The organism is Thalassolituus sp. ST750PaO-4 (assembly GCF_020320405.1).
Taxonomy (GTDB): Bacteria; Pseudomonadota; Gammaproteobacteria; order Pseudomonadales; family Oceanobacteraceae; genus Venatoribacter; species Venatoribacter alkanivorans.
The window spans coordinates 331,479-356,168 of sequence record NZ_JABVCB010000005.1 but is presented as its reverse complement, the minus strand read 5'-3'; the positions used below and the strand labels follow the sequence as shown (position 1 = coordinate 356,168).

Below are 24,690 nucleotides of genomic sequence, written 5' to 3'. Positions count from 1 at the left end.
GGTGATTTATTTTTCAGGTGGCTGCCAGTTTAAAAGCGAGGATATGTCCTGCTCTCCTTTGGCTTCTTTCAGTTGGCGGCGTTTTTCAGCAAAGCGTTCGTATTCTGCAGAGGCTTTTTCATCCGCCTGTTTCTTGCTTATCTGGCCCGGGCCTTCCAGAACATCACGCTCATTAAACTGCAGAAACTGATCCAGTTTGGCTTGCCAGTCTCGCAGAAAAACCTGCTGACGGCGTTCAGCCTGATCTTCGGCAAAGTCGAGCCACATGACGATGATCCGGTTGAGTTCTTTAATTTCTGCTTCGCTCAGGTAATTCTTGGCTGTCGTGACATCGCCTTTGCGCACTTCAGCGCCTTTGCTGCTGGTCAGCCCCATATTGGGTTGGTCGGCGTCGGCACGCTCATAGATCAACTCGGCGGCGGTGTGGCCGGAGCAGGCGTAATGCAGTTTGTTCTGGATGATCTGAAAGAACTGGGTGGTTTCTTTCAGCGATGGTTCGTAATCAGCTGCCAGAGCAAAAATTTCACGAACCCGCAAATACATTCGCCGCTCGCTGGCACGGATGTCGCGGATTCTGTCCAGCAGTTCATCAAAATAATCAGGAACAACGGAATTGCCAACAGGAGGGTTTTTCAGCCGCTCATCATCCATCACGAATCCCTTGACGATATATTCCTCAAGAGTCCGGGTTGCCCACTTACGGAACTGTGTACCACGGGTAGAGCGGACGCGATAGCCGATGGCCAAGATCATTGGCAGGCTGTAGTGAGTGATGCTGCGTTTTACCTGGCGTTTTCCTTCCTGCTGAACTTGTAAGTAATCCTTACAGGTTGTGTTTTGATCAAGCTCGCCTTCCTCATATACAGAACGAATGTGCTGGGTAATCGCTTGAGGTGTCACCTGATAAAGCTCGGACATCATTGCCTGTGACAGCCATAGAGTGTCACCTTCAAAGCGACACTCGATTCGTATCCGGCCGTCATCGGAGGCGAACAGCAGAAACTCACCGGCCGGGGTTGGGGGGAAACCCTTATCGCTCATAAGCGGCCTCTCGTTAAATTCAATACGTCAAAAACTTCTTCAACGAAGGAAAATTCTTTACCACCGACATCATCAAAATCAAAAAAATGTTGCGCAATATTTTCTTGCCAGCGTGCTTTAATTTCTTCGCTGAATGCATAGTTTTCATTATTTGATGTGCAGCTCTGCGCAAGTAAAGCCGCTATAATTTCATTGCTGCTGGGGCGGCTGGACTTGGATTGAAATGCATCCATGTTCTTCAGCCCTAATGCATTTGCTATTAGTGTGGCATTTACACTTCTGCCTTTAATTTCAGCCAATATTTCTGGGCTGAAACAAAATATGAATACACCAAATACGTTAAATAACTGGTAGCCCAGTGTTATGCCATTAGAAATTCCCTCACTGAGCGTTTGGAAAATCTCAAGGTGGCGAACAAACGTTTCAACTTCTCGTAATGACAACTGATTCTGGCTGATAATGGTGGCTGAAAATGCATATGTAGTATGATTTTGATGATTAAGTTCGGTGTTTTTTAATGCTGAACTTTTTCCTACTAGATCATTGAAGTATTTAATTGATGCCAGAGTTTTTGTCCTTCCAATACCTGGAATAAAATCAGGTAGATAGAATCTGAACTTCAGGAATTTATCCAGATAACGCTGTGCGTCAACCAAAGGGCCATAGCTATGGTTAATGGCTGCCCGGAGTTGTGCTGTATTCGTTATCAACACGAATTTAACGTTATTTACATGGAAGGTATGTTTGATCACTTCCAGCATCTGCACAGAATAGTCTGGCCGACAGCGGTCCAGCTCATCAATAAAGATCACAATAGGATTATCTTCAGCGACCTCAGCCAATACCGACTGAAGTGCTTTCAGATTTCCCTGTGCTTCCTCATGGTCTTTCAGCATCGCCATAACGGAGGCATCAATCGCTTTATCGGCGGCCTTCTGCAGATATACTTCCAGACCAGCGGCAATATCGTCGGTATTTTCTCTGAGCAGGTGACTTACGCCAGCTTTTAAAGTGGTTTTAATACCATAACGAACCACTGGAATAATTTTTTCGCGCAGGCTTTGTTTCTGTTCGCCATCCGGCAGCAGACTTAAAACCTCGGCAAGAATAGTCAGCAGGGGATTGTCTGCATGATCTGCCTGAAAGGCATCAATGTAGAGCAAACGGTAATGCTCGTGCTCAGCCTCAAATTTACCCATCAGCTTGTGGCAGAACTCGGTTTTACCTGTACCCCAATGACCGTCGATGACCATTGGGGATATATCAATATCCGACGTGAGCAGTGAAATCACCTTGTCGGCAATCTGCTCACGGCGGAATTCATCGCGGCCATTTTCTCCCTGAAATGTGAAGAGCGTCCTTTCATTGGCCATAATCGTCTCCTTTATTCTACGGTAACCGATTTCGCCAGATTACGCGGCTGGTCAACGTCGGTGCCTTTGATCACGGCAACGTGGTAGCTCAGCAGCTGCAGCGGCAATGTGTAGAGCACCGGTGCAACGATGTCGTCGCAGTGCGGTACGGCCATTACCTGCATATTGGCTTGGGGGCTGATTTCCGCGGCTTCGTCGGCAAACACGTACAGCTCACCGCCACGGGCGCGCACTTCTTCGATATTCGACTTCAGTTTTTCTACCAGATCGTTGTGCGGCGCGACCACGACAATCGGCATTTCGGCGTCGATCAGTGCCAGCGGGCCGTGTTTCAGTTCCCCGGCGGCGTAGGCTTCGGCGTGGATATAAGAAATTTCTTTCAGCTTTAGCGCACCTTCCATCGCAATCGGGTACTGGTCGCCACGGCCAAGGAACAGGGCGTGGTGCTTCTCGGCAAAATGTTCGGCCAGCTTCTGAATGTCGGCATTCATCTGCAGCGCTTTATCGATTAAGCCCGGCAGGCTGGTGAGGGCGTCGGCGATACGCTGTTCGCTGGCTTTGTCCATATCACGGCCACGACCCAGTGCCGCGGTCAGCAGCAGCAGCGCAACCAGCTGGGTGGTGAAGGCTTTGGTGGAGGCCACGCCGATTTCGGCACCGGCACGGGTCATCAGCGCCATATCGGATTCGCGCACCAGTGAAGAGCCGGGCACGTTACAGACGGTCAGTGTTTTGCTGAAGCCCAGTTCTTTACCCAGACGCAGGGCGGCCAGGGTGTCGGCGGTTTCGCCACTCTGGGAAATGGTGACCAGCAGGCTGTTGGGGCGCACCACGGATTTGCGGTAACGGAATTCCGAGGCGATCTCGATATTACAGGCCACACCGGCAATATCTTCGATCCAGTAGCGGGCGGTCATACCAGCGTGATAACTGGTGCCGCAGGCGATGATCTGTACCTGCTCGATACCGCTCAGGTCACCCAGCGCTTCGAGGTTCAGCTGGCCGTTAAACAGGCGGCCTTCGAGGGTGTTGGCAATGGCCTGCGGCTGTTCGTAGATTTCTTTCAGCATGTAGTGGCGGAATTCGCCTTTGTCGCCGGCATCGTGTTCGACGGTGCTTTCGTGGGCTTCGCGTTCAACGGCGTTGTTGTCGCGGTCGTAAACGCTGACGCCGTCGCGGCGGATCTCGGCTACGTCACCTTCTTCGAGGAACGCGAATTTGCGCGTTACCGGCAGCAGCGCCAGCTGGTCAGACGCCACAAAGTGCTCACCAATACCGAAACCAATCACCAGTGGGCTGCCGGAGCGGGCGACGATCATATGCTGCGGCTGCTGGCGTTCGATCACCACCATGCCGTAAGCACCGTGCAGCTGGCTGCGGGCGGCCATAACGGCGGCCAGCAGCGAGTCGGCGCTTTTCAGTTCGCGCTCGACCAGATGGGCGATCACTTCGGTATCGGTCTGCGAGGTAAACACATAGCCCTGGGCCTGCAGTTCGCGGCGCAGGGTTTCGTGGTTTTCGATGATGCCGTTATGCACCACGGCGATGTCGCCGGAAATATGCGGGTGGGCGTTGGCTTCGGACGGTTCGCCATGGGTCGCCCAGCGGGTGTGAGCGATGCCGGTGCCGCCGGGCAGCGGGTCGGCTTTAACCGCATCGGCCAGTGCCTGAACCTTACCCAGACGACGCAGTCGTTTCAGTTCGGCCTGATCATTAATGATCGCCAGACCGGCGGAATCGTAACCGCGGTATTCCAGACGCTTTAAGCCTTCGAGCAGAATTTCCGCCACATCACGTTGCGCTACCGCGCCGACAATGCCACACATTTTTTATTCTCCGTTGTCTGGCGCTGCGATGATTACGCGCACGCCCTGTTGTTCGATTAATGTCTGTTGCTCAGTGCTGAGCCGGTCATCGGTAATCAGAATATTGACCGCTGACCAGGGTAATTCGAGGTTGGGAATGCGCCGCCCGACCTTGTCGGCCTCTGCCAGTACAATCACTTCGCGCGCCGCTTCGGCCATCACCCGGCTTAAGCCCAGCAGCTCGTTAAAGGTGGTGGTGCCGCGTTCGAGGTCGATACCGTCGCAGCCGATAAACAGCTGGTCGAAGTCGTAAGAGCGCAGTACCTGCTCGGCAATCTGGCCCTGAAAGGACTCGGAATGGGCATCCCAGGTGCCGCCGCTGAGCAGCAGCGTCGGTTCGTTTTCCAGCTCGCGCACGGCGTTGGCAACGTTCAGCGAGTTGGTCATCACCACCAGGCCGCGCTTGCTCTGCAACTCCGGAATCAGTGCGGCGGTGGTGCTGCCGAAATCGATAATGATGCGGTTATGGTCGCGGATACAGTTTGCGGCGGCGCGGGCAATTGCCTGCTTTCGTTTCGAAACTTTCTGCTGAGCAGGACTCTGACCATCATCCGTGCCCGCAGGCTCACTCATCAGCTCGCTTGGCAGCGGAATTGCGCCACCGTAGCGGCGCAGCAGCAGGCCGCTTTGCTCGAGGGTCGCAAGGTCTTTGCGGATGGTGACTTCTGAGGTATCAAAACGCCGCGCCAGTTCTTCAACCTGTACCTGACCGTGCTTGCTCAGCTGGCTGAGAATGCCGTGGCGGCGTTGTACCGTATTGCGTTTGGGCATCGTTATGTTTCGAATCGAAAGATTTGACGCGGGAATTTATCAGAGCGAAAGAAAAGATCAATAGTAATAGCCAGATTTCTGCCATTGTGGCGCTATCTGTCAGGGCTATCAGCCCTGACAGATACGGTTACGGCCTTCGTTTTTGGCCTGATACAGGGCTTTGTCGGCGCGATCGAAAACGGCGTCCGGTGATTCCAGTGCATGAAACTCACTGACACCAAAGGACATGGTGATAGGAACCCGTTCTTTCTTGAAGTTGAACGGGCTGTTTTCGATTTTGGCACGCAGCTTCTCGGCGGCAATCATCGCATCGGCGGTATTGGTTTCCGGCATCAGGATGACAAATTCTTCACCGCCGTAGCGGGCGATAAAATCGACATCGCGCAGGTTTTTGCGCAATGAGCGGGCGATCAGTTGCAGCACTTTATCACCGGCCAGGTGGCCATAATTATCGTTGATGCGTTTGAAGTGATCGACATCACCCACCACCAAAGCCAGCGAACCCCCATAGCGGTTGCGGCGCAGCAGCTCTTCCGCCAGACGCGCCTGATAGGCATCACGGTTGGGCAGGCCGGTGAGGTTGTCGTGGGTGGCGCGGCGCTTCTGTTCTTCGATGGCAACCCGGCTTTCGGTGACTTCTTTTTCCATTTCGCTCAGCCGCGCCTGCAGCATTTCCAGCCGGGCGGCGAGGCGTTCTTCGCGCTCTTCTTCTTCCTTCTGATATTTCTCCATCGCCTGCACGATCATGGTCAGGTGATCACGCACACTGACGCCCAGCTCGCCCAGATCGCCGGAGCCGGTGACCACCGAGCGGATATCGGCAATCTGGTCGCGCACCATGCTGTCGAGATCAAGGCGGGCGCGCTTGCGCTCCAGTTGTCCCTGGCTGGCTTCACTGACCAGTATCTGAATGGCTTTCAGGCGCTGATCAAGGCTTTGCAGAAACTGCTCCAGCTCGGTCTGGCTGTTACCCAGACACTCAAGCAGGAATTCGGTGGTGTCTTCCAGCAGAGGCACCAGCTCATACCAGTTCAGACCTTCCTGCAGACGGTTTTGCAGATTCAGGGCCGTATGGTTCAGGCGGTCAGGAATTACCAGTTGTGACAGCAGGTTGAGCAGGGTTTCAGAGACTTCCTGAGCGATATGAGAAAAACCCGGTTCAGATTCCGGATGGTCGTCATGTTCTGCATCGCTGTCAGAAACGATATTGTTATCGTCACCTTCATCGCTGCTGCTGTCGCTGGGCTTAAACCAGCGCTGCCACCACTTGCTGCTGCGCTGTTCTTCAAAGCCTTCGAGGGTGGCAATTTCCCCCAGAATCTGAATCCAGCTCTGCAGCTGGTTGATGTAGCCGGACCAGCTCAGCAGCTCGTTTGCAGCACCCTTGCGGATTTCTCTGATGCGTTTCAGCAGTGGTTTGGGCAGTGGGCACAGGCTCAGCTTTTCGGCGGTGTCTGCCAGTTGTCCCAGCAGCACTTCGGCCTGGGCGGTGTTCTGTTCTTCAAAACGTTTGACGGCCCGCTCCAGCTCATCCATTACCCGGTTCATGCCATTGGCGCCGGGTTTCAGGGCTTCGCGCAGATCGTTCAGTGATTTGTCGACACCGGCAGCCTGGCCTTCGGCCAGCAGGGAAACCATGACCAGGCCACGGCGCATCTGGTCGTGCTGTTGTTCTGAAGAGTTTTTGAGTTTCTCGTGGCTGTCTAACAGGTCGAGATATTTGTCGCGCCAGCGCCGGGCGGAATCCGACCCTGTTCCCTCTGCCATGTTGCGTCCTCGGGTTACTTCTATTGGTGGGCTTTGAAAATAGTCAGGCTAAGTATAGGTAAGGCAACCGAAGTTGCCGCGCCGGATGGCGGAAAAATCATGACCGGCGTCAGCTTATCCGGGCAGGACAATCTCGGCGGCAACGGGCAAATGGTCTGACTGCGGATGATCAATAACGGCGATGCGCTTCAGCTCAATATTGTCGCTTAACAGTATGTGATCGAGCCCGCGGCTGGGCTGCCAGCTGGGGTAGGTCGGCAGGTGTTGTTCCAGACGGTGCAGTGCCAGCCGTTTCAGCGGACTCTGATGCAGCAGGATTTCACTCTCCTGATTAAGGTCGCCCATGATCACCAGCCGCCGAGCATCGGCCACCAGATCGCAGAGAAAATCGAGCTGGCTGAACTGTGTGCGTTTGCCCAGTGCCAGATGCGTGATGGCAACCACCAGTTCCTGCTCGCCTTCACCGAAACGCAACAGCATTACGCCGCGTCCGGGTAGCAGACCGGGCAGTGCATGTTGCTCCACCCGTGCCGCCGGCAGTCGTGTCAGTAAACCATTGCTGTGTTGCGCCAGCTTGCCCAGATTGCGGTTTATCTGCTGATACCAGTGCGGGAAGCAGGCTTCCCGTGCCAGACGTTCGACCTGATTTTCCTGGCTGCTGCGCCAGCTGCCACCATCGGCTTCCTGCAGGGCAACAATATCGAAGGGGCTGATTAACTGGGCAATCTGGCTTAAGGCCCAGTCGCGTTCACGGCAGGGTAATAAATGCTGCCAGCTGCGCAGCAGGTAGTGGTGATAGCCGCCGGTCTGAATGCCGACCTGCATATTGAAGGAGAGTAAACGAAGGGTGTCAGCGGCACGGGGTGCCGCTGTGAATTCCTGCAGAGTGCAGAAATGGGTCATGTTACTTGCCGGACAGTGCTGCGCGCTCTTTGGCGATCAGGTAGTCAGCAACGTTGAGCATTTTGTCCTGGCCGCCGGCTGAGGTGGCGTCGATTATGTATTTGCCCTGTACGATCAGTGCCGGTACGCCGGAGATCTGGAACGCGCGGATACGCTGATCACCCTGCTTCATACGGCTTTTCACGGTGAAAGACTCATACGCTTTATCGAAATCAGCCGCTTTTACGCCGGCTTTGGCGACCAGAAAATCGCGTTGATCATCACGGTCCAGCAGACGCTGACGCTCAACATGGATGGCTTTGAAAATATCGCCGTGTACCTGATCCAGTACGCCCAGAACATCGGCTACATAATAGAACTGTGCGTGGGACACCCAGGCGCGGCCAAACATGGCAGGAACGCCTTCAAAGGCAACGTCGGCCGGCAGGTTTTTCTTCCATGGAGTGATGATGTCTTCGAGGTGGAAACAGTGCGGGCAGCCATACCAGAAAGCTTCTTCGACATGCACTTTGCCATCGGCCAGCACAGGTACCGGCTCGGCCAGCACTTTATATTCTTTACCGGCTTCGTATTCTGCAGCCTGAGCGCTGGCGCTGATCAGCAATACAGCGGCTGCCATCCATTTGGTTACCTGTGACAACATGGGTTACTCCATTCTTATTAATCAGATTTTGTTAGACGCATTTTTGCATAAAGGTTCGGTATCGCCCACCGTCAAAATGCAAAGACGGGTCAAGGGGCCGTGCGCTGCAGGCATAAAAAAAGGTGGCCGAGGCCACCTTCTTTTTTATCTGCGGATTAACGCAGACCCTGAATGTACGAAGACACGGCTTCGATTTCAGTGGTATGCAGGCGATAAGCGATATCGCGCATCATACGGGTATCACCATCATTGGTGCGCTGGTTCATGCTGAAGGCAGTCAGCTGAGTCTGGGTGTAGGCATCATGCTGACCAGCAAGGCGTGGGAAACCAGCGGCTTCGATACCTTTACCGTCAGGACCGTGGCATGCCAGACAAGCCGGAACGCCTTTGCTTTCGATACCGGCGCGGTAGATACGCTGGCCCAGTTCAACCAGTTCTTCTTTTGCGCCACCAGTAGTTGGCACCTGAGCACTGAAGTAAGCAGCCAGATCAGCAATATCGGTATCGCTCAGGCCGGTAACGAAAGGAGCCATTGACGGAACCTGACGATTACCATCGCGGATATCTTTGATCTGTTTGATCAGATAACGCTCACCCTGGCCTGCAATTTTCGGGAAAGTTGGTGCAAGACTGTTACCGTCGGCACCGTGGCAGGCCGCACAGGTAGCAGATTTTGCTTTACCGGCTTCAGCATCACCGGCGTGAGCAACGGACATCAGTCCGGCAGAAACGATCAGGCTAATCAACAGGTTTTTCATCATCAGGTCCAGGTTGTATGTGAATTCGTCTACTACTCAGGGGCGCGCTTACTTGGGCGCTGCCATGTAGTTGATCAGTTGTTTGTACTGGTCAGCAGTACAGTCCATGCACAGGCCGCGTGGCGGCATGGCATTCAAGCCGTTGGTGACGCTGGTTATCAGAGCATCCATACCTTTAGCCATACGAGGCTCCCAGGCGGCCTTATCAAAGGATTTCGGTGCACCGGCAACTCCCATTGAGTGGCATGCGTTGCAGGTTTGCTGGTATTTAGCCGCTACGTCGAAGGCCTGAACATTTGCACTCATCGCTGCGGTTACAGCAGCCATCACAGCTAATTTTTTAATCATAGGAGTCTCTCTCTGATTGCATGTTTTAGATGGTTAAAACAGCTTAGCCCCGGACTCATCGCCCTGTGATAGAATGGGTGCGTCATCCAAAGGCCAAGCATTATATAACATTAATTTCCGGACGGTCATTACGTTTACCCCATGATAGAACAGGAATCCTTGACCTATACCAACACTCACTTCGTTAAGAGCGCCGCGAAGCTGAGCCAGTGTCCGATGGATATTTTGCGGGAAGTAGCCTTTGCCGGCCGTTCCAACGCGGGAAAATCCAGTGCACTGAACAGGTTAACAGGTCACAAAAAACTGGCGCGTACGAGTAAAACTCCAGGCCGTACGCAGTTAATTAACTATTTCCAGATTGGCGAATTGCCGCTGGCACTGGTCGATCTGCCCGGTTACGGCTTTGCCAAAGTGCCGCTGGCGGTGAAAAACGAATGGCAGCGCGAGCTGGATAATTATCTGCAGAACCGCGATGCATTGATTGGTCTGGTGCTGCTGATGGATATCCGCCATCCGCTGAAAGAATTCGACAACGCTATGATTCAGTGGGCGAAGCGCTCTGAAATGCCGCTGCATATTCTGCTGACCAAGGCCGACAAGCTGAAACGCGGCCCGGCGCAGAGCGCCTTACTGCAGGTGCGCAAGGCGGTATCGTCGCTGGGTAAGCTGGTCAGTGTGCAGACTTACTCATCGCTGAATGGTGAAGGCACCGACGAACTGCAAAAGCGTCTGAACAGCTGGTTGCTGCCGCCCGAAGATGTGGCTGCGGAAACAGAAGAAACACCAGAAGCCTGACTCTGGCCGGCGCCATGCCGGCCTCCTGCCTTTTTCTGAGGCCGTTTACGGCGGCCGCAGAGCTACAGATCATCCGGTCCTACTGTCATTGCTGATATTTATTGCGCAGCTATTCGTCATAAGAAAATACAACTGAAATTCGTCTCTGCAGCCAGCAAATTACGAATCCGTGGCTATAGTTTAATCATTCCTTCGGGAATTGATGACCAGACGCATGACTTCTCTCTGGATGCTTTTTCAGGTAGTTCTTTTTCTTCGGTACTTCCCCAATGATCCGAAGTTGACCCGGTCGTTTGCCCCCAATGGCGACCGGGTCTTTTTTTGTCCGTTATTTATGTTTGGTTTATGTTTGGTGCTGCGGTCAGGCAGGGCGTCTGGCGTCACGCAGACTTTGCAGCACCAGACTGAATGCAAACAGGGCGGTAGCCGCAACCACCACGCTGGGGCCGGCCGGCGTATCGAAACGGAACGATGCCCACAATCCTAACAGCACTGAGATAACGCCGGTTGCGCTGGCCAGAAAGACCATCTGCTCCGGTGTGCGCGCCAGACTGCGCGCCGCCGCTGGCGGAATAATCAGCAGGGCGCTGACCAGTAAAATCCCCACCACCTTCATTGCCAGCGCAACCAGTAACGCCAGCAGCAGAATCAGCATCAGGTTCAGACGCTGCACCGGATGGCCATCGATCGCAGCCAGTTCCTGACTGACGGTAATGGCAAGCAAGGCGCGCCACTGCCAGAACAGCAGCACAGCAATGAGAATGGCCGCCAGCAGAATCCAGAGCACATCGATACGTTCTACCGCCAGCAGATCACCAAACAGATAACCCATCAGATCGACGCGGATGCCCTGGGCAAGGCTCAGTGTCACCAGACCAATCGCCAGCGTGCTGTGCGAGACAATGCCCAGCAGGGTGTCGGACGATAAGCGCGAGCGGTTCTGCAGCGGCAGTAACAGCAGCGCCAGCAGTACCGAGCCGAGCACCAGAGCCAGCGTCAGATTGATATCGGTGAGTACACCAAAGGTAATGCCCAGCAGAGCGCCGTGGGCCAGGGTGTCACCAAAAAAGGCCATGCGTCGCCACACTACAAAGCTGCCCAGCGGGCCGGCCACCAGGGCCAGCAGAACTCCCGCCATTAATGGCATCAGCCACCAGTAATCGAACAGATTCACAGAATCTCCTTGCCGGGTGCGTGGTGCTCAACATGGCCGTCGGCACAGTGCTGATGATCGTGATGATGGGTGTAGTGAGCGATTGGGGCCTGTTGTTGTCCCTGTGGGCGGGCGCCGAATAAGCGGATATACGCCGGATCAATAGAAACCGTATCCGGATGTCCGGAGCAGCAGACATGGCCATTCAGGCAGATCACTTCGTCGGTGGCGGCCATGACCAGATGCAGGTCGTGGGACACCATCAGTACCGCGCAGCCGAGCTCGTCCCGCAGTTGCGGTATCAGGCTGTACAGCTCCAGCTGGCCCTGTACATCGACACCCTGTACAGGTTCGTCGAGCACCAGCAGATCGGGTTTGATCAGCAGCGCGCGGGCCAGTAAGACCCGCTGCCATTCGCCGCCGGACAAATCATGCACCGACTGTTGCGCCAGCGCACCTATGCTCAGGCGGTCGAGCCAGTAGCTGATACGCTCGTTACCGGCGCCGCGCGCCAGCTGCAGAAAGCCGGTGACGGTTAACGGCATGCGCTGATCCAGACTCAGGCGCTGCGGCATATAGCCGATACGCAGTCCGGGGCGGCGCGTGACCTTGCCGGAATCGGCTGTTTCCAGCCCCAGCAGCACTTTAATCAGCGTCGACTTACCGCAGCCGTTAGGGCCGATCAGGGTAATGATCTGGCCGGCTTTAAGGTTAAGGCTGATATCGTTGAGCACGGTTTTATGCTGGCGTACCAGCTGCAGCTGGCTGGCGCTGAGAATCGTTGCGGCACTGGCGCTGCTCATACGGCATCCTGGCATCTTGGGCACAGGCCCATCAGTTCGGTCATTTGCTGCTCGACTTTCACCCCCAGCATCTGTTCGGCCTGGCGGGCGATTTTATTCACCTGCTCGGCATCCAGCTCCTGCGCTTCACCACATTCGCGGCAGACAAAAAAGCAGCTGGGATGCGCTTCGCCCGGATGGGTGCAGCCAATAAAGGCATTCAGGGAGCTGATGCGGTGCACCAGACCCAGATCGAGCAGAAAATCGAGGGCGCGGTAAACGGTCGGCGGTGCGGAGTTAAAACCTTCTTCCGCCAGTTTCGGCAGCAGATCGTAAGCGCCAACCGGTTTATGGTTGGCCCAGACCAGTTCCAGCACACGCTGGCGTACCGGGGTCAGGCGTGCGCCCTGTTCTTCGCACAGAGTGCGGGCGCGGGAAACGGCACTGTCGATGCAGGCGTGGTGGTCATGGGCTTTATAGACGTTTTGAGCCATCGTCGCGCCTCGGAGATTAGGTTATAATGTTGCAATTCTACGACAGGAACGCCCCGATACAATGAAGAATTTGCCGCTGCTGCTGATTTCACTGTTGCTGAGTCTCAGTCTGAGCGGTCAGGCTGCCCCTATCAGCCATGAACCGCCATACAAAGTGTTGGCCAGTGTTCATCCGCTGGCGCTGATGGCCGCCTCTCTGGTGGAAGCTGAACAACTCAGCGTATTGCTGCCACCGGGGATGACGCCACACGACTTCTCCCTGCGCCCATCCGATATTGATGTTATCCAGAGTGCCGATGTCATTATCTGGGCCGGCGCCGATGCTGAGCCTTATCTCAGCGGTTTTGCCCGTCGCTGGCCGGACAAAATCTGGATTGATGTTGCAAAACTGCGTGAAGAAGGCCAGCCGAACGATGGTCACTGGTGGTTTTCGCCGGCCATGATGGTGCGCGCCCAGCAGCAGCTGGCCGGTGCGCTGGAGCTGCCTGCCGGTAACTTCGCAGCGGATGTTGATGCTGCTTTACAGCGCGCCGAGCAGTTACTGGCGCCGTTGCGCAGTCGTGGTTTCTTTGTTTTTCACCGTGCCTATGATCACTGGGTGCAGGCCATGCAGCTCAATCAGGTTGGTGCCTTTACCCTGTCACCGGAGCAGAAGCCCGGTATGAAAACCCTGCAACGCATGCGCGACCAGCTGACCTCCGGCGAAGTGGTGTGCGTGTTCAGTGAACCGGAATTCTCACCGGCGCTGGTGCAGTCAGTGGTGCGTGGTCTGGATGTTAAACAGGGCGAGCTGGACCCGGTGGCCAGTCATATTTCTGTGACAAAGAGTGGCTACCCTGACTTTATTCAGGATCTGGCCCAGCGTTTTGCCACCTGTTTAAGTCCGGATTGATCCAGACCGGCCTGTGTCCTGATCAGGCCAATCCATGATGCGGACTTGCCATGGCGGGCGCTTTCGGTCAGGTTAAGGTCTGACCAGTGCGCGTCATGGAGGAAAGTAAATGGAGCTTTACCAGCAGGTCCGGACACAGACACTCGCTCTGTGCCAGCCGCTGAATACCGCCGACCACGAGTTGCAGGCCGCTGAATTCACCAGTCCGCTGAAGTGGCATCTGGCCCACACCAGCTGGTTCTTCGAAACCTTTCTGCTTAAACCCCACCGTCCTGATTATCAGGAATTTCACCCGCTGTTCGGCCATCTGTTTAACAGCTATTACAACGGCATTGGCCAGCCTTATCCGCGTGCGCAGCGCGGTCTGTTATCCCGCCCCACGCTGGATGAGGTGCTGGCCTATCGCGCTCATATTGATCAGGCCATGCAGCCCTTGCTGAATGATGCTCGCCTGCAGCCACTGATTGAACTTGGGCTGAATCATGAACAGCAGCATCAGGAGCTGATGCTCACCGACCTGCTGTATTGCTGGGCAAAGAATCCGCTGGAACCTGTGTATCAGCAGGCCATACAGCATTCTGCAGAACAGACAGCGCTGAATTGGCTGCCACTGACAGAAGGCGTTACCGAGGTCGGTCACAGCGGCCCGGCCTTTGCCTTTGATAACGAAACCCCGCGTCACCGCCAGTGGCTGCAGGGCGGAGAAATCGCCAGCCGCTTAGTCACCAATGCGGAATACCTGCAGTTTATTGAACAGGGCGGTTATCAGCAGCCGCAATGGTGGCTGGCCGATGGCTGGAGCTGGATCAGCAGTCTGCTGCCACAGGAGCGGCAGCCGCTGTACTGGCGCCGGCACAATAACGAATGGAATGCCTACGGTCTGGCCGGACGCCAGCCGCTCGACCCGCATGCGCCACTTTGCCATATCAGTTTTTACGAAGCCGATGCCTACGCCCGCTGGGCCGGTGCGCGCCTGCCGACCGAAGCGGAATGGGAGAGCGCTGCACGGTTGTATGCGCAACAGTTGCAGCAGCTGTTTGGTTGCCGCTGGCAGTGGACTGCCAGCTCTTATCAGGCTTATCCGGGGTATCGTCCTGCTGCAGGCGCAGTGGGCGAATACAACGGCAAATTTATGTGCAATCAGATGGTATTGCGCGGCAGCTCCTGCGCCACACCCGAAGGTCACAGCCGTATTACTTACCGCAATTTTTTCTACCCCCACGAACGCTGGCAGTTCACCGGCCTGCGTCTGGCCCGCGACACTCACTAACCCTGATCAATCCGGAACACTCACCGCAATTAACGGGAGATAAGGTATGAAACGACAGGCTCTGCAGGTTTTTGATCACTTGCCTGCACCGCTGGATCTGCGCGAAGAAGTACTGAAAGGGCTGACGCAACGGCAGAAAACCCTGCCGGCCAAACTGTTTTACGACGAACGCGGTTCACAGCTGTTCGAGGCGATTACTGCATTGCCGGAATACTATCTGACCCGTACCGAAATTGGCCTGCTGCGTCAGCATAGTGATGAGATCGCACGTATCGTCGGGGCCGGCAGTGTACTGCTGGAATACGGTGCCGGGGCCAGTCTTAAAATCCGTTTGCTGCTCGAAGCGCTGCGCCCGGACGGTTACGTGCCGATGGATATCAGCCGCGGGTTTTTATTGGCCGCCGCGCAGCGTCTGCTGGACGACTACGACTGGCTGAGCATTTATGCCGCCTGTGTGGATTACAGCCAGCCGCTCAGCCTGCCGCGCCAGATTGAGCAGGCGGAACGCAAACTGGGATTTTTCCCCGGCTCCAGCCTGGGGAATTTCACGCCGCCGGAAGCCCGGCAGTTTTTACAGCGCGTACGCCAGACACTGGGGCGTGGCAGCTATTTTCTGCTCGGTGTGGATCTGGAAAAAGATGCCGGTGTACTTGAGGCTGCCTATAACGATCAGCAGGGCGTAACCGCCGCCTTTAATAAAAACATTCTGCGTCACCTGAACCAGACCTTAAGCGCCGGATTTGATGAACAGCGTTTCCGCCATGAAGCGCGTTACAACGCAGAGCAGTCGCGCATCGAAATGCACCTGATCAGCGAGGTTGATCAGATGATTAATGTTGCCGGTCAGCAGATAGCACTGCGTAAAGGCGAAAGTATTCACACCGAAAATTCCTGCAAATACCGCCCCGATGGGCTGCAAAGCATGGCCCGCAGTGCCGGGTTTGAAACCCGTCAGATATGGACTGATGCGCAAAATTACTTTGCTCTGGTGTTGCTGCAGGGCGTGTAAATGCACAGCAAAGCGGGTGCCTGTCCGCCGCACTGCAGCTGGACAGGTAGCGCAGGCCCGTTAGAATAGCCGCCACTATTTTCTGTGGATATTGCTGTTATGACACTGGCCGTCGTTACCCTGGCTGCGGGCAAAGGCTCGCGTATGAAATCGGACCTGCCAAAGGTACTGCATCGTCTGGCTGGCAAGCCGATGCTGGCGCATGTACTCAACAGTGCTGCGGCGCTGCCAAAGGCGAAGCAGCATGTGGTGATCGGACACGGGGCTGACGCGGTAAAAGAACAGATCACTGATTTTCCGGTGACCTGGGCGCTGCAAAGTGAGCAGAAAGGTACCGGCCATGCCGTGGCGATGGCGATGCCTGAGGTTGATCCGGCAGCGACCGTGCTGGTGCTGTACGGCGATGTGCCATTAATCCGCACAGAAACCCTGCAGAAACTGCTCGACGAAACCCATGATGGCCATGCTCTGGCCCTGCTCACCGTTGAGCTGGCGGACCCGACCGGTTATGGCCGTATTGTGCGTGACGATGCCGGCAATATTCTCTCCATTGTTGAACACAAAGATGCCAGCGATCTGCAGCGTAAAATCTGTGAGGTGAACACCGGCATTCTGGCAGTCTCAGCGGCTTTGCTGAATGAGTGGTTGCCAAAGCTGTCCGCCAATAATGCTCAGGGTGAATATTATCTGACCGACGTGATCGCCATGGCGGTTGAACAGGGCGTGGCGGTGCGGGCGATTCATCCGCAGGACGAATACGAAGTGCAGGGTGTGAACGACCGCCTGCAACTGGCCGGTCTGGAACGCGTTTATCAGCGCCAGCAGGCGGATCAGCTGTTGCGTGATGGTGTCTCTCTGGCCGATCCGGCACGCATCGACGTACGCGGTACCCTGACCGTGGGTGCGGATGTGGTAATTGATGTTGGCTGTGTGTTTGAAGGTGATGTGGTACTGGAAGACGGCGTACAGATCGGCCCGTACTGTGTGATCAAAAACAGCCGCATCGGTGCCGGCAGCGAGATTGAATGTTATTCCATGATCGATCAGGCACAGCTGGCTGCTGACTGCCATGTTGGCCCATACGCGCGTTTGCGTCCGGGCGCCGATCTGCATAACGGCGCCAAGGTCGGTAACTTCTGTGAGGTGAAAAAATCGGTGATCGGCGAAGGTTCCAAGGTGAACCACCTGACCTACATCGGCGATGCTGAGATTGGTAAAGATGTGAACGTTGGTGCGGGCACCATCACCTGCAATTATGACGGCGTAAACAAGTTTAAAACTGAAATCGGCGACAATGCCTTTATCGGCTCTAACTCGTCGCTGGTGGCACCGGCAAAAATTGGCGCAGGCGCAACGGTCGCCGCCGGTTCGGTGATCACCAAAGAAGTGGCTGAGGGCGAACTGGCCGTGGCGCGGGGTAAACAGCGCAACGTGACGGGCTGGGCGCGTCCGGTTAAGCAGTAAGTACAGCCCGCAGGAGCCGTCCGGCTCCTGCTCTTTCAGCTTTTCTCAGCGCGGAACGCGGCGGATACGCCCGGTTTCGTCGATCGCAACATACACAAACACAGCATCAACGACTTTACGGCGCTCAACTTCGTTTGGGTTTTGCGTCCACACCTCGATAGCGATGCGGATGGATGAGGTGCCGATATCCAGCAAACGGGTGTAGAAGCATACGGCCGCACCCACGCGGATGGGCGACATAAATACCACCGATTCCAGTGCCACATTGGCAATGCGGCCCTGAGCCAGACGGCTGGCAACACTTTCCGCGGCGTGGTCCATCTGCGCGACTACCCAGCCACCGCTGATATCGCCGTGCACATTGGTTTCACTGCGGGTTGGAATCAGGCGCAGGGTCAGCTCGCCTTCCGGGGTTGGCTCACAATCTTCGCGTGCTTCTTCGAGGGAATCTCCGCGTGGATGATCGACGGCGTCCTCTTTCGGGTCCATGGGGTTCTACCTGGTTGGAATTATTTTGTGCGGAGTGTACTGGTTTTCTGCCTCCAGCACATCCGCTGCCAATACGACTTTAGCGGCAGGCCGGATCAGCCATAGAGCTGTTCCGGCAACCAAGTGGCCAATTGCGGGAAGATTGCCAGCAACAGCAGAATCAACAGCTGGATAGCAATAAAAGGCATTACACCGCGATAAATGGTGCGGGTGGCAATTTCCTTCGGTGCCACACCGCGCAGATAAAACAGGGCGAAACCAAAGGGTGGTGTGAGGAATGAGGTCTGCAGGTTAATGGCAATCATAATGCCCAGCCAGACAGGATCGACCCCCATCATCAGCAGTACCGGTGCAACAATAGGCACCACGACAAAGGTGATCTCGATAAAGTCGAGAATAAAGCCGAGCAGGAAGATCACCAGCATCACAATCAGCATGGCGCTGAACACGCCGCCGGGCAGGCTGGTAAAGGCCGAATGCACCAGCTCTTCGCCACCAAAACCGCGGAATACCAGAGAGAACAGCGCAGCGCCAATAAAAATCAGGAACACCATGCTGGTGACCTGCAGGGTGGCATCCATCACTTCTTTTAAGCGCGCAATATCAAACTCGCGGTAGGCAATGGCCAGCAGCAGGGCGCCACCGGCACCGATACCGGCGGCTTCGGTAGGCGTGGCAATACCGGTCAGAATCGAGCCGAGCACAGCGATAATCAGTGCCAGTGGTGGCAGCAGGCCCTTGAGTAATTCGAGCACAAAAGCGCCATTCAGCGGCGGCCGGTCACTCACGGCCGGTGCGGCCTGTGGGCGGAACAGAGCCACCAGACCGATATACAGCAGGTAAGCGGCAACCAGCATCAGTCCGGGAATCAGCGCACCAACAAACAGATCGGCCACAGAAATGGTTTCCGGGCTGAAAATCCCCATTTTCAGCTGTGCCTGCTGGTATGAGCTGGACAGCACATCGCCCAGAATGATCAGTGCCGTGGATGGCGGAATAATCTGCCCGAGGGTGCCGGTGGCGCAGATGTTGCCGGTTGCCAGTGCCGGGCTGTAGCCCTGCCGCAACATGGTCGGCAGTGAGATCAGGCCCATGGTCACTACGGTGGCACCGATAATGCCGGTGCTGGCCGCCATCAGCATGCCAACAATCACCACCGAGAATCCCAGGCCGCCGCGTACCGGGCCGAACAACAGGCCCATATTGCGCAGCAGACGTTCGGCGATACGTGATTTCTCCAGCATCACGCCCATAAACACAAACAGCGGCACGGCGATCAGAATCTGGTTGCTGAGAATGCCGAACATGCGGTTCGGCAGAGCGTGCAGGAAGGCATCATCCAGCGTACCGGTTAATACACCAATGCCGGCAAACAGCAGCGAGGTGCCGGCCAGGGTAAAGGCAACGGGGAAGCCACACATCAGCACGATACAGACCAGCGCGAATAACAGCAGCGGCATTAACTCAGCCATAGTGTTTTTCCACCTCCGCGCTTTCATGTGCATCGGTGTGCGGCACGAAGGTGTTGGCCAGCTCCGCCAGCGCCTGCAGAATAATCAGCAGCGGCAGGGCAACAATCAGGCTCTTGAGCAGGTAAACAAAGGGCAGGCCACCGGCTTCAGGTGACTTCTCGCCAATAGCCCAGGCGTTGGCCACGTAATCCCAGCTGACCCAGAGCATAAACAGACAGACCGGCAGCACCAGCAACACAATGCCAAGGCGGTCGACCCAGGCCTGACGCTGTGCGCTCCAGTTGCGGTAAAACACGTCCACCCGCACATGGCCGCCCTGCTGCCAGGTATAGGCGGCGCCGAGCATAAACAGCGATGCATGCAGATACATCACCGCTTCCTGCAGGGCTATAGACGGAATGCTGAAGCTGTAGCGCAGAACCACCACCAGACAGGAAAAGATAACCATCAGTAGCGACAGCCAGCGTACGGATTCGCCGATAAGCCGGGTTAACCGGTTCAGCTGCAACAGGGAATTCAGCAAAATTTGAGTCATCAGGGGCTCTTATTATTGGCGGCGGAACACGGGTCGAGATGACCCGGGCGGCGCATTATACCCACAGAATATGCGGCTTGCAGCCCGATTCCTGTGTCACACAACTGTCATGGCGTTGTAATAAATTGCCTGCCTGTCATATTTCTGTAACATTGCGCTCCAATAATCACGTTCATCCAATAGCCAACGCTGTTCCTGGATTGGTAACAACCGGAATACAAAAGGAAGCAAAGATGAAAAAAGCTCTGTTAGCCGGCGCCGCACTGCTGGCCTCTGTCGTAAGTGTTACGGCTCACGCTGAACGTGATTACATCAGCATTGTGGGTTCCTCCACTGTTTACCCGTTCTCTACCGTTGTGGCTGAGCGTTTCGGCAAAGCAACAAACTTCCGTACTCCGAAAGTTGAATCTACCGGTTCCGGTGGCGGCCTGAAGCTGTTCTGTTCAGGCGTGGGTGATGCGACACCGGATATCACCAACTCTTCCCGTGCGATCAAATCTTCTGAAATCGAACTGTGCGCCAAAAATGGTGTAACTGAGATCGTTGAAGTGATGGTTGGCTATGACGGTATCGTATTTGCCAACACAGCAGCGGCTCCACATATGGAACTGACCCGTAAGGATATCTTCCTGGCGCTGGCAAAAATGGTTCCGGCTAAAGATGGTTCCGACACACTGGTCGAAAACCCGTACAAAACCTGGAAAGACGTAAACCCTGTTCTGCCAGCGAAGAAAATCGAAGTTCTGGGACCACCACCAACATCCGGTACCCGTGATGCCTTCGTAGAACTGGCAATGGAAGGTGGTTGTAAGGCTTTCCCATTCATCAAAACGATGAAAGACAGCGACAAGAACAAATACAAAGCGGTATGTCATGGTCTGCGTGAAGACGGCGCTTATGTTGAGGCCGGTGAAAACGATAACCTGATCGTACAGAAACTGGTCGCTAACCCGGATGCATTCGGTATCTTCGGCTTCAGCTTCCTGGAGCAGAACGAGGATAAAGTGCAGGGTTCAACCGTTGACGGTAAACTGCCGACCTTTGACGCGATCTCCGATGGTTCTTACCCGGTCAGCCGCTCTCTGTTCTTCTATGTTAAGAAGGCACACGTTGGCGTAATCCCTGGTATTGAAGAATATCTGGCTGAATTCACCTCTGAGCGTGCGATGGGTGAAGACGGTTACCTGGCAGATAAGGGCATGATCCCGATGACGGATGAAGAACGTGTCCGCGTACTGAAAACTGTGAAAAATCTGACACCGCTGGCCGCTAAGTAAGCAGCGAGCGCGGTCTGAAGACCCGCGGTAAAAGCCGAGGCAATCGCCTCGGCTTTTGCATGTCACAACCACTTAAAGATCAATGACCCATGAATTACAGTAGCTTGATCATTGCGGTTCTGATTCTTCTCGGCGGAGCTTATCTGCTGGGACGGAACCGGGCCCGGGCAATTGCCAGCCAAGGCATGCGCCTGCATTCACTGCCAACTCACTACGGTGCGTTGATGGCCCTGTGGACGGGCCTGCCGCCACTGTTATTACTGCTAATCTGGGGGCTGGCCGAAGCGCCGGTCATTGATCATCTGCTGATCGCCCAGCTGCCGGAAGCCATTCAGCAGGGCAGCTCGTCTGATATTCAGCTGGCCATCAGCAAAGTGCATAACCTGGCTATTGGATCAGGTATCAGTGCAGCACCTGAGCTTGAGCCGGCGGTGCGTCATCTGATTGATCTGCAGGAACGCACACTGATCCTACACAGTGGCATGGTGTTGTCGCTGGCGCTGTTGGGTATTGCGTTAACCTGGCGCCGCATTAAAGCTGATATGCGTGCCCGTACCGAGGTTGAAAGCATTGTCCGCCGTCTGCTGTTTGCCAGCTCCGGTGTGGCGGTACTGACCACCCTCGGTATTCTGGCCTCTGTGCTGTACGAGGCCTGGCAGTTCTTCGGTAAAGTCAGCCCGTTTGAATTCCTGTTTGGCACCACCTGGTCTCCTCAGGTGGCTCTGCGTGCCGACCAATCCGGTTCCTCCGGCAGTTTTGGTGCGGTACCACTGTTTGCCGGTACCTTGCTTATTTCTTTAATCGCGATGTTTATCGCGGTGCCTGTTGGTCTGATGGCGGCGATTTATTTATCGGAATACGCCACGCCGACTATCCGCCAGTACGCCAAACCGGCGCTGGAAATTCTGGCTGGTATTCCAACCGTTGTGTACGGCTTCTTTGCCGCGTTAACGGTGGCTCCGGTGATCCGTGAGCTGGGTGAGTCGATGGGGCTGACGGTATCGTCGGAAAGTGCGCTGGCCGCCGGTCTGGTGATGGGGATTATGATTATTCCGTTCGTTTCATCATTGTCGGATGACGTGATCAACGCCGTGCCACAATCGCTGCGCGATGGCAGTTACGGTCTGGGCGCCACCAAGAGCGAAACCGTTAAAGAAGTGGTTATTCCGGCAGCTCTGCCCGGTATTGTTGGTGCCATTATGCTGGCAGTATCGCGTGCCATTGGTGAGACCATGATCGTTGCTATGGCGGCCGGTCTGGCTGCGAATCTGACGGCCAACCCGCTGGATTCGGTGACCACCGTAACCGTACAGATCGTAACCCTGCTGGTGGGTGACCAGGAATTCGATTCACCGAAAACATTGGCGGCCTTTGCGCTGGGACTGGTGCTGTTCCTGGTGACGCTGGCGCTCAATTTTGTCGCCCTGAAAGTCGTACAGAAATATCGGGAACAATATGACTAATACCTCTATGAGTACCCGCGAAAAAGTTGAAAAAAGCATGGTGCGCCGCCGTGCTGCGGAAAAGCGTTTCCGTGTTTATGGCATGGCATCGGTGTTGTTTGGTCTGCTCTGTCTGGTCGGCCTGTTCGGCGACATTATTAATAAAGGAGCTTCTGCATTTCGTCAGACGGTGATTAACACCGAAATTATGATCGATGCAGATTATCTGGGTATTAATAAAAAGGCCGACGATCAGGAAATCCGCAACGCCGATTTTGAAGGTCTGATTAAACAGCACTTCAAAGAAATGGTGCAGCCACAGGGGCGCGGTGAGCGCCGCCAGCTGTACAGCATGATCAGCGCCGGTGCTGCCTGGCAGTTGCAGGAAGCGGTGATGGCTGATCCATCACTGTTGGGTAAAAAACTGAGCATCAGCCTGATTGCCGATGACGATGTCGATCAGTGGTTTAAGCATGACCGCGGTACCGAATCACATCATAACCGCATGAGCGAAACTCAGGTTAAATGGCTGGAACAGTGGATTGAACAGGGCATTCTGAGCACGCAGTTTAATAAACTGTTTTTTGTGAATGGTGATTCGCGCGAACCTGAACTGGCCGGTATCCGTGGTGCTATTACCGGTACCTTCCTGACCTTGCTGGTTACCTTCCTGCTGTCGTTCCCGATTGGTGTGGCGGCGGCTATTTATCTGGAAGAATTTGCTCCGCGTAACAAAATTACCGAGTTTGTTGAAATTAATATCAATAACCTTGCGGCAGTGCCATCCATTACTTTTGGTCTGCTCGGTCTGGCTATTTTTATTAATATTTTCGGTGTGGCACGTTCCACCCCACTGGTCGGTGGCCTGGTGCTGACGCTGATGACTTTGCCGACCATTATTATTTCCGGTCGTGCAGCGATTAAAGCCGTACCACCATCCATCCGCGAAGCGGCCTTTGGTCTGGGTGCTTCGAAAATGCAGGTGGTCTTTCACCATGTATTGCCGCTGGCATTACCGGGCATGCTGACCGGTACCATTATTGGTATGGCTCAGGCATTGGGTGAAACGGCACCGCTGCTGATGATTGGTATGGTGGCCTTTGTGGTCGACGTGCCGGGTTTTGTGAATGACCCGTCAACCGTATTGCCGGTACAGATTTTCCTTTGGTCAGACAGTCCTGAGCGTGCCTTTATGGAGCGTACGTCCGGTGCCATTATGGTGCTGCTGGGCTTCCTGGTGACGATGAATACCGCCGCGGTGATGCTGCGCCGTCGTCTGGAACGCCGCTGGTAAGTGGTCTGACACATTAACGATTTGATTGGATTAAAGAGATTATGAGCATCATCGAAAACCACAAAACCAATGGCGCCGCTTTTTGTGAAAATCCGAAATTAAAGGCCCGTGATGTTGGCGTTTTTTACGGTGAAAAACAGGCCATTTTTGATGTCAGCCTGGATATCGGTGCCAACGAAGTGATCGCCCTGATCGGCCCGTCCGGTTGTGGTAAATCGACGTTTCTGCGTTGTCTGAACCGCATGAATGACACCATCGATATCTGCCGTATCAGTGGTGAAATTCTGCTCGACGGTGAAAATATTTACGATCCGAAAGTGGATGTCGTGCCTTTACGTGCGCGGGTTGGTATGGTGTTCCAGAAGCCAAACCCATTTCCTAAGTCGATTTATGACAACGTTGCTTACGGCCCACGTATTCATGGTCTGGCGCATTCGCGTGTTGATCTGGACGAAATTGTGGAAAAAAGTCTGCAGCGTGCCGGCTTATGGAATGAAGTAAAAGATCGTCTGCACTCACCCGGCACAGGTTTGTCCGGTGGTCAGCAGCAGCGTCTGTGTATCGCCCGCACTATTGCGGTCGATCCGGAAGTGATTCTGATGGATGAACCCTGTTCAGCGCTGGATCCGATTGCAACGGCTAAGATTGAAGAACTGATCGACGAACTGCGTGAGAATTACACGATCGCCATCGTAACCCACTCTATGCAGCAGGCTGCGCGGGTGTCACAGCGTACGGCGTATTTCCACCTTGGTCAGCTGATTGAAGTAAACCCGACCGATCAGGTGTTTACGACGCCTCAGCACACATTAACAGAAGCCTATATCACCGGCCGTTTCGGGTAAGGGGACGC

Annotated in this window: 24 protein-coding genes; 9 read left to right on the top strand and 15 right to left on the bottom strand. The window is 54.9% G+C overall.

Annotated features, from left to right (window positions below; genetic code table 11):
• Nucleotides 1-6: 6 nt before the first annotated feature.
• From HUF18_RS04085 to HUF18_RS04045, 9 genes are all read right to left on the bottom strand, one after another.
• The gene (locus HUF18_RS04085) at nt 7-1,041 is read right to left on the bottom strand and encodes a virulence RhuM family protein (RefSeq protein WP_225691229.1); all 1,035 of its coding nucleotides are present in this window, start codon (nt 1,039-1,041) and stop codon (nt 7-9) included.
• Nucleotides 1,038-2,414 carry a KAP family P-loop NTPase fold protein gene (locus HUF18_RS04080; protein WP_225691228.1) on the bottom strand — a complete coding sequence of 459 codons (1,377 nt, stop codon included), beginning with the start codon at nt 2,412-2,414 and terminating at the stop codon, nt 1,038-1,040. Before HUF18_RS04080 ends, HUF18_RS04085 begins: the two co-directional genes overlap by 4 nt.
• An 11-nt stretch (nt 2,415-2,425) precedes the next feature.
• Nucleotides 2,426-4,240, bottom strand: coding sequence for a glutamine--fructose-6-phosphate transaminase (isomerizing) (gene glmS / locus HUF18_RS04075; RefSeq protein WP_225691227.1), 1,815 nt, complete (start codon nt 4,238-4,240; stop codon nt 2,426-2,428).
• A 3-nt stretch (nt 4,241-4,243) separates the two neighbouring features.
• Nucleotides 4,244-5,050, bottom strand: a complete 807-nt coding sequence (locus tag HUF18_RS04070; RefSeq protein ID WP_225691226.1) for a DeoR/GlpR family DNA-binding transcription regulator — start codon at nt 5,048-5,050, stop codon at nt 4,244-4,246.
• A gap of 108 nt (nt 5,051-5,158) precedes the next feature.
• The gene (locus HUF18_RS04065) at nt 5,159-6,817 is read right to left on the bottom strand and encodes a GGDEF domain-containing protein (RefSeq protein WP_145467475.1); all 1,659 of its coding nucleotides are present in this window, start codon (nt 6,815-6,817) and stop codon (nt 5,159-5,161) included.
• 114 nt (nt 6,818-6,931) lie between these two features.
• Nucleotides 6,932-7,720, bottom strand: coding sequence for an endonuclease/exonuclease/phosphatase family protein (locus HUF18_RS04060; protein ID WP_225691225.1), 789 nt, complete (start codon nt 7,718-7,720; stop codon nt 6,932-6,934).
• Between the two features lies 1 nt (nt 7,721).
• Entirely contained in the window at nt 7,722-8,363 is a 642-nt protein-coding gene (locus HUF18_RS04055; RefSeq protein WP_225691224.1) for a thiol:disulfide interchange protein DsbA/DsbL, read from the bottom strand.
• Nucleotides 8,364-8,518: 155 nt separating this feature from the next.
• Complete coding sequence (locus tag HUF18_RS04050) at nt 8,519-9,121, bottom strand: c-type cytochrome (RefSeq protein WP_145467479.1); 603 nt, start codon at nt 9,119-9,121, stop codon at nt 8,519-8,521.
• A gap of 48 nt (nt 9,122-9,169) precedes the next feature.
• Nucleotides 9,170-9,469, bottom strand: a complete 300-nt coding sequence (locus HUF18_RS04045; protein ID WP_255605696.1) for a c-type cytochrome — start codon at nt 9,467-9,469, stop codon at nt 9,170-9,172.
• Nucleotides 9,470-9,610: 141 nt separating this feature from the next.
• Between HUF18_RS04045 and yihA the strand changes: the two genes are divergently transcribed.
• Nucleotides 9,611-10,264 carry a ribosome biogenesis GTP-binding protein YihA/YsxC gene (yihA, locus tag HUF18_RS04040; protein WP_145467481.1) on the top strand — a complete coding sequence of 218 codons (654 nt, stop codon included), beginning with the start codon at nt 9,611-9,613 and terminating at the stop codon, nt 10,262-10,264.
• Nucleotides 10,265-10,625: 361 nt separating this feature from the next.
• On the opposite strand, the gene znuB is transcribed toward yihA, so the two are convergent.
• Genes znuB through HUF18_RS04025 form a run of 3 tightly spaced genes read right to left on the bottom strand, consistent with a single transcriptional unit; the run spans nt 10,626 to nt 12,693 of the window.
• Nucleotides 10,626-11,432: a zinc ABC transporter permease subunit ZnuB gene (gene znuB, locus HUF18_RS04035; protein WP_371736702.1), complete on the bottom strand. Its 807-nt coding sequence runs from the start codon at nt 11,430-11,432 to the stop codon at nt 10,626-10,628.
• A 2-nt stretch (nt 11,433-11,434) separates the two neighbouring features.
• A complete protein-coding gene (znuC, locus tag HUF18_RS04030; protein WP_225691223.1) occupies nt 11,435-12,220 on the bottom strand; it encodes a zinc ABC transporter ATP-binding protein ZnuC in 786 nt (261 codons plus the stop codon).
• The gene (locus HUF18_RS04025) at nt 12,217-12,693 is read right to left on the bottom strand and encodes a Fur family transcriptional regulator (RefSeq protein WP_145467485.1); all 477 of its coding nucleotides are present in this window, start codon (nt 12,691-12,693) and stop codon (nt 12,217-12,219) included. Before HUF18_RS04025 ends, znuC begins: the two co-directional genes overlap by 4 nt.
• Before the next feature lie 61 nt (nt 12,694-12,754).
• On the opposite strand from HUF18_RS04025, the gene HUF18_RS04020 reads away from it, so the two are divergent.
• The 4 genes from HUF18_RS04020 (at nt 12,755) to glmU (ending at nt 17,328) form a co-directional block, all read left to right on the top strand.
• Nucleotides 12,755-13,585 carry a metal ABC transporter solute-binding protein, Zn/Mn family gene (locus HUF18_RS04020; protein ID WP_145467487.1) on the top strand — a complete coding sequence of 277 codons (831 nt, stop codon included), beginning with the start codon at nt 12,755-12,757 and terminating at the stop codon, nt 13,583-13,585.
• 109 nt (nt 13,586-13,694) lie between these two features.
• Nucleotides 13,695-14,855: an ergothioneine biosynthesis protein EgtB gene (egtB, locus tag HUF18_RS04015; protein ID WP_225691222.1), complete on the top strand. Its 1,161-nt coding sequence runs from the start codon at nt 13,695-13,697 to the stop codon at nt 14,853-14,855.
• Between the two features lie 46 nt (nt 14,856-14,901).
• Nucleotides 14,902-15,864, top strand: a complete 963-nt coding sequence (gene egtD, locus HUF18_RS04010; protein WP_225691221.1) for an L-histidine N(alpha)-methyltransferase — start codon at nt 14,902-14,904, stop codon at nt 15,862-15,864.
• A gap of 99 nt (nt 15,865-15,963) precedes the next feature.
• Entirely contained in the window at nt 15,964-17,328 is a 1,365-nt protein-coding gene (glmU, locus tag HUF18_RS04005) for a bifunctional UDP-N-acetylglucosamine diphosphorylase/glucosamine-1-phosphate N-acetyltransferase GlmU (RefSeq protein WP_225691220.1), read from the top strand.
• A gap of 45 nt (nt 17,329-17,373) precedes the next feature.
• Here the strand turns inward: glmU and HUF18_RS04000 are convergent, their stop codons facing one another.
• From HUF18_RS04000 to HUF18_RS03990, 3 genes are all read right to left on the bottom strand, one after another.
• Nucleotides 17,374-17,817, bottom strand: coding sequence for an acyl-CoA thioesterase (locus tag HUF18_RS04000; protein ID WP_145467496.1), 444 nt, complete (start codon nt 17,815-17,817; stop codon nt 17,374-17,376).
• A gap of 95 nt (nt 17,818-17,912) precedes the next feature.
• Complete coding sequence (locus HUF18_RS03995) at nt 17,913-19,289, bottom strand: TRAP transporter large permease (RefSeq protein WP_225691219.1); 1,377 nt, start codon at nt 19,287-19,289, stop codon at nt 17,913-17,915.
• On the bottom strand, nt 19,282-19,824 hold the full coding sequence (locus HUF18_RS03990; protein WP_145467499.1) for a TRAP transporter small permease subunit: 543 nt from the start codon (nt 19,822-19,824) through the stop codon (nt 19,282-19,284). Before HUF18_RS03990 ends, HUF18_RS03995 begins: the two co-directional genes overlap by 8 nt.
• A 233-nt stretch (nt 19,825-20,057) precedes the next feature.
• On the opposite strand from HUF18_RS03990, the gene HUF18_RS03985 reads away from it, so the two are divergent.
• From HUF18_RS03985 to pstB, 4 genes are all read left to right on the top strand, one after another.
• A complete protein-coding gene (locus HUF18_RS03985; protein WP_225691218.1) occupies nt 20,058-21,101 on the top strand; it encodes a PstS family phosphate ABC transporter substrate-binding protein in 1,044 nt (347 codons plus the stop codon).
• 89 nt (nt 21,102-21,190) lie between these two features.
• Nucleotides 21,191-22,564, top strand: coding sequence for a phosphate ABC transporter permease subunit PstC (gene pstC / locus HUF18_RS03980; protein WP_145467503.1), 1,374 nt, complete (start codon nt 21,191-21,193; stop codon nt 22,562-22,564).
• A complete protein-coding gene (gene pstA, locus HUF18_RS03975) occupies nt 22,557-23,837 on the top strand; it encodes a phosphate ABC transporter permease PstA (protein WP_145467505.1) in 1,281 nt (426 codons plus the stop codon). The genes pstC and pstA overlap by 8 nt, the downstream gene beginning before the upstream one ends.
• A gap of 41 nt (nt 23,838-23,878) precedes the next feature.
• A complete protein-coding gene (gene pstB, locus HUF18_RS03970; protein ID WP_145467507.1) occupies nt 23,879-24,682 on the top strand; it encodes a phosphate ABC transporter ATP-binding protein PstB in 804 nt (267 codons plus the stop codon).
• Nucleotides 24,683-24,690 lie beyond the last annotated feature (8 nt).